A 4,250-nucleotide genomic window follows, 5' to 3' on the forward strand; every position below is an offset into this window, starting at 1 on the left:
GCGGCGCAGGCTTGTTTCAGGCGCCGCGATGAAGTCGTGGCGTCATGTTAAATGCAGTGCCCCGGTTATGCGGGTTGATAATGATATGGCCGAGCCCCTCAAGGTCGGCGTAGTTGGTGGCACCGGGTACACCGGGGTGGAATTGTTGCGCCTGCTGGTCAACCACCCCCATGTGGCTCTGGATGTGATTACCTCACGGGGCGAGGCCGGTACGGCGGTGGCGGACCTGTTTCCCTCCCTGCGCGGGCGCACCGATCTGGTCTTTAGCGAGCCAGACGTGAAGCGGCTGGCCGCCTGCGACGTGGTGTTTTTCGCGACCCCACACAATGTGGCCATGCGCATGATGCCTGAGCTGATGGATGCCGGGGTGCGGGTGGTGGATCTGTCTGCGGATTTCCGGCTGCGTGACCATGAATTGTGGAGCGACTGGTACGGCGAACCGCATGCCTGCCCGGAGTTGCTGGCGGACGCGGTGTATGGCCTGCCGGAAGTGAACCGGGAAAAGCTGCGTGAGGCGCGACTGGTGGCCTGTGCCGGCTGCTATCCCACTGCCATCCAGCTGGGCTACTTGCCGCTGCTGGAAAACGGCTGGATCAAGCCGGACCAACTGATTGCCAACGCGGCCAGTGGCGCCAGTGGTGGCGGCAAGGGTGCCAAGGTGCCGATGCTGCTGGCGGAAGCCGGCGAAAGCTACAAAGCCTATGGCGCCAGCGGTCACCGTCACCTGCCGGAAATCGAACAAGGCCTGGCGGATATCGCCGGCGGCCCAGTGAGGGCCACCTTTGTGCCGCATCTGATCCCCATGATTCGCGGTATTCACGCCACCCTTTATGGCCAGCTCAACGACCAATCGCCGTCTCTGGAAGAGATCCATGCGGCCTATGAGGCCCGTTATGCCAATGAGCCGTTTGTGGATGTGATGCCTCTGGGCAGCCACCCGGAGACCCGTTTCGTGAAAGGCGCCAACACCTGCCGGATTGCCTTGCACCAGCCCCGGGGCGAGAACGTGATTGTGGTACTGTCGGTGATCGACAACCTGGTCAAGGGAGCCTCCGGGCAGGCGGTGCAAGCCATGAATATCATGTTCGGTCTGGACGAAGGGGCGGGACTCGCAGTCGTTCCGCTGATGCCCTGATATGGCGCGCAAACCGAAAAGCCGGGCAGGTATTGATGATGTGATGCTGATGCCGGTGAGTCCGTCCCGGCAGAAAAAGCGCCGCCGGTTATGGACGGTGGGCTTGCTGATCCTTGCCGTAGTGCTATTTGCCGGCGGTTTCTGGACGGCTAGCAGTGGCGCCCTGGATACGTCCGCGGCCAACCAGCGCTTGCGCAGCGATTTGAAGACCGCCAAGCGTGAGCTGGAAGCGGCCCGCAATGAACTGGCCCTGTACCGTACCGATACCGAAGTCACCCGGGAGGCGCGGGAAACCCTGCGCCAGGAGATAAAATCCCTGCGCGACCAGGCTGCCGAGCTGGAAGAGGCGGTGGTGTTTTACAAGAGCGTCATGGCGCCGGGTGCCAGCGAGGGGCTGCAGATTGAAAAAATGGTGCTGCAGCCGGATGATGAAAACGGCTTTTACCGCTACCGGTTGGTGCTGGTGCAGGCAGGGGATAACCGCAATTATCTGTCCGGCGACATCAGTTTGACCCTGCGTGGCAGTCGCGAGGGTGAGCCTTTTTCCCGAAATGGAACCGACTGGCTGGAAGATGGCAGTGAGACGCGCTTCCGGTTTCGTTACTTTCAGGAGCTGAGTGGCCGCTTTCAGGTACCGGAAGGGGTGGAGCTGGAAGCTGTGGACGTAGAAGCTGAGAGCGGCGGCAGAAACCGTTACCAGATACAAAAAACCGTAAAATGGCAGTAGGAGAGACCCGTGCTTGGCCGAGACAAGAAATCCGCAACAGGTAGTACATCCGGTTCGTCCCAGGACTATCGTAACCATACCCTGGTCGCGCCCAGCGCCACGGTTCGGGGTGATATCGAATTCACTGGTGGCCTGCACGTGCAAGGCACCGTAGAAGGCAATATCAGTGTGGGCAAGGACGGTGGCCGACTGATTATTGGTGAGACAGGCGTGGTCAAAGGGGAGATTCAGGTACCCAATGTCATCATCAACGGTCGTGTGGAAGGGGATGTGCACGCCACCGAGAATCTGGAGTTGGCCGAGAAAGCCGCCGTGGAAGGGAATGTCTATTACCTGATGATCGAAATGGTCATGGGGGCCCGGGTAAACGGCAAGCTGGTGCGGCTGGACGATGAACGGCGCAACCTGCCGGCACCGGATGCCACTGGCAAGAATGCCGGCAAGACCGCGACCAAGGCTGCGGTCGCTGAATAATTCTTGACTGTTTTAGTCGGGTACTGGAACATAATCAGCCCGTTGGCCTTCCCGGCCACGGGCCAATCCGCCATCCGTTGCTAGCGAGAGTATGACCGAAAACGCCCCGATCTCATTCACCGATGCCGCCGCCGCCAAGGTCAAGGAACTGCGTGACGACGAAGGCAATCCGCAACTCAAGCTGCGCGTGTATATCACGGGGGGAGGCTGTGCCGGTTTTTCCTACGGCTTCACCTTTGATGAGGCGGTCAACGACGACGACACCATCGTTGAAAAGGAAGGCGTTACCTTGCTGGTCGATGCCATGAGCATCCAGTACCTGGACGGTTCCCAGGTGGACTACGAGAAGGGGCTGATGGGCTCGCGCTTTGTGGTCAGCAACCCCAATGCGGCCACTACCTGTGGTTGCGGGTCTTCCTTCTCCGTCTGAACACCGGACGCTTCTCACCCTGCGCAACAGGCGCGTTCTGCAGCATGAGATGATATCTGCTGTCACAAAACCTTCACCATTTGATCAACTTTTCGTCGTTTTTGCGGGTCACACTATCCCCATGATGACGACAAAACCTACATTTCAACGAATGACCGCCGCGGATACCCGGGCCATGTGCTGGTTGCTTCAGCAGCCCCAGGCCGCCCGTCGTGCCCGTATGGCCCGCCTGGTGTCGCGGCTTGGCGATGGCCCCTTCTATGTGGCCCTGACACTGCTGATCTGGTGGATGGAACCGCAGGGGGGCAGCGAATTTGCCCTTACCGCCATGGCCGCCTATGCGTTGGAAGTGCCGCTGTTTGTACTGCTGAAGCATCTGATCAAACGACCGCGGCCAGCAGATGCGCTGGAAAGCCTGTCTGCCTTTATCCAGCCGGCAGACCGCTTCAGTTTCCCCTCTGGCCATACCGCGGCCGCCTTTGTCATGGCATCCCTGCTCTGCGTGTTCTATCCGCCGGTGATGCTGCTGGCGCTGGGTCTGGCGGTGATGGTGGGGCTGTCACGGGTGCTGCTGGGCGTGCATTACCCCAGCGATATCCTTGCTGGCGCCACCCTGGGTGTCAGCTGCGCCATGCTGGGTCTCTGGCTGGTTTAGCTTCCCCCTCTCTCTCTCTCGACGATCCTCTCCCGCCCTGGCCATACGGCCACACATCTTTCTATACCCCCCGTAGGAGCGGCGCCTGAGCCGCGATTTGCTTGCGATAAAGGCTGGATGGTTCGCTGCTCAAGCGCCGCTGCTACGGGGGTATAGCGAGGAAATGAGGGGCTGCTCCTCACGTCTCAGGGCAGAGTGACCTGCCCCAATACCGCTTCCCGAGACGCCCCGGTAACCACCGGCGCATTCCCGCACTTTCCTTCCAGACGTGCCCATGCCAGCCAGGCAAAGGCGGCGGCTTCTACCCAGTCCGGGTGCAGGCCTTCGCTCTCGGTGCTGATCACAGGAATACCCAGATGATGCTGTAGCCGTGCCAGCAGATGCTGGTTGTGGGCGCCGCCGCCGCAGACCAGCAGTTGTTGTGGGGCGAAATCCGCCAGCGCGTCACTGATGCTAGAGGCAGTCAGCTCGGCCAGGGTGGCCTGAACCTGTTGTGGTTCACTGTGGCCAGGAAGGTGTTGTGCCAGCCAGTCCGCGTGGAAAAGCTCGCGACCGGTGCTCTTGGGGGGCGGCAGACGGAAGTAGGGATCATCCAGCAGCTTTGCCAGCAGCGTCGCGTCTGGCTCGCGGCCAGCGGCCCAGTCACCATTGTGGTCGAACGGTTGCTGGCGGTGCTGCCGGATCCACAAATCCATCAGTACATTGCCCGGTCCGGTATCGAACCCGCCCAATAAGGTGTCGCCGTCCAGCCAGGTCACGTTGGCCCTGCCGCCGATGTTGGCAATGGCGCGTCGCTGGCCCGGGCGGTCAAAACACTGCTGTGTGAAGG

6 protein-coding genes are annotated in these 4,250 nt (G+C 60.9%); 5 read left to right on the forward strand and 1 reads right to left on the reverse strand.

Annotation, left to right across the window (positions count from 1 at the left end; all coding sequences use genetic code 11):
* Nucleotides 1–67: 67 nt before the first annotated feature.
* The 5 genes from argC (at nt 68) to ACFE0K_RS01570 (ending at nt 3,421) form a co-directional block, all read left to right on the forward strand.
* Complete coding sequence (argC, locus tag ACFE0K_RS01550) at nt 68–1,135, forward strand: N-acetyl-gamma-glutamyl-phosphate reductase (RefSeq protein WP_434534384.1); 1,068 nt, start codon at nt 68–70, stop codon at nt 1,133–1,135.
* Between the two features lies 1 nt (nt 1,136).
* The gene (locus tag ACFE0K_RS01555) at nt 1,137–1,862 is read left to right on the forward strand and encodes a DUF6776 family protein (protein ID WP_434534385.1); all 726 of its coding nucleotides are present in this window, start codon (nt 1,137–1,139) and stop codon (nt 1,860–1,862) included.
* Between the two features lie 9 nt (nt 1,863–1,871).
* On the forward strand, nt 1,872–2,336 hold the full coding sequence (locus ACFE0K_RS01560) for a bactofilin family protein (protein WP_434534386.1): 465 nt from the start codon (nt 1,872–1,874) through the stop codon (nt 2,334–2,336).
* A 91-nt stretch (nt 2,337–2,427) separates the two neighbouring features.
* Entirely contained in the window at nt 2,428–2,766 is a 339-nt protein-coding gene (gene erpA / locus ACFE0K_RS01565) for an iron-sulfur cluster insertion protein ErpA (RefSeq protein ID WP_434534387.1), read from the forward strand.
* Nucleotides 2,767–2,917: 151 nt separating this feature from the next.
* Entirely contained in the window at nt 2,918–3,421 is a 504-nt protein-coding gene (locus ACFE0K_RS01570) for a phosphatase PAP2 family protein (protein ID WP_434534389.1), read from the forward strand.
* 185 nt (nt 3,422–3,606) lie between these two features.
* On the opposite strand, the gene ACFE0K_RS01575 is transcribed toward ACFE0K_RS01570, so the two are convergent.
* The coding region (locus ACFE0K_RS01575) for an anhydro-N-acetylmuramic acid kinase (RefSeq protein WP_434534388.1) at nt 3,607–4,250 on the reverse strand (644 nt) is incomplete at its 5' end.

Origin of the sequence: Alcanivorax sp., assembly GCF_051117345.1 — a bacterium.
Taxonomy (GTDB): domain Bacteria; phylum Pseudomonadota; class Gammaproteobacteria; order Pseudomonadales; family Alcanivoracaceae; genus Alcanivorax.

Bases quoted from the DNA above. Each gene is read 5' to 3' on its own strand.
- ACFE0K_RS01555 (WP_434534385.1), top strand. From the start codon at position 1,137: ATGGCGCGCAAACCGAAAAGCCGGGCAGGTATTGATGATGTGATGCTG.
- argC (WP_434534384.1), top strand. From the start codon at position 68: ATGCGGGTTGATAATGATATGGCCGAGCCCCTCAAGGTCGGCGTAGTT.
- ACFE0K_RS01570 (WP_434534389.1), top strand. From the start codon at position 2,918: ATGACCGCCGCGGATACCCGGGCCATGTGCTGGTTGCTTCAGCAGCCC.
- erpA (WP_434534387.1), top strand. From the start codon at position 2,428: ATGACCGAAAACGCCCCGATCTCATTCACCGATGCCGCCGCCGCCAAG.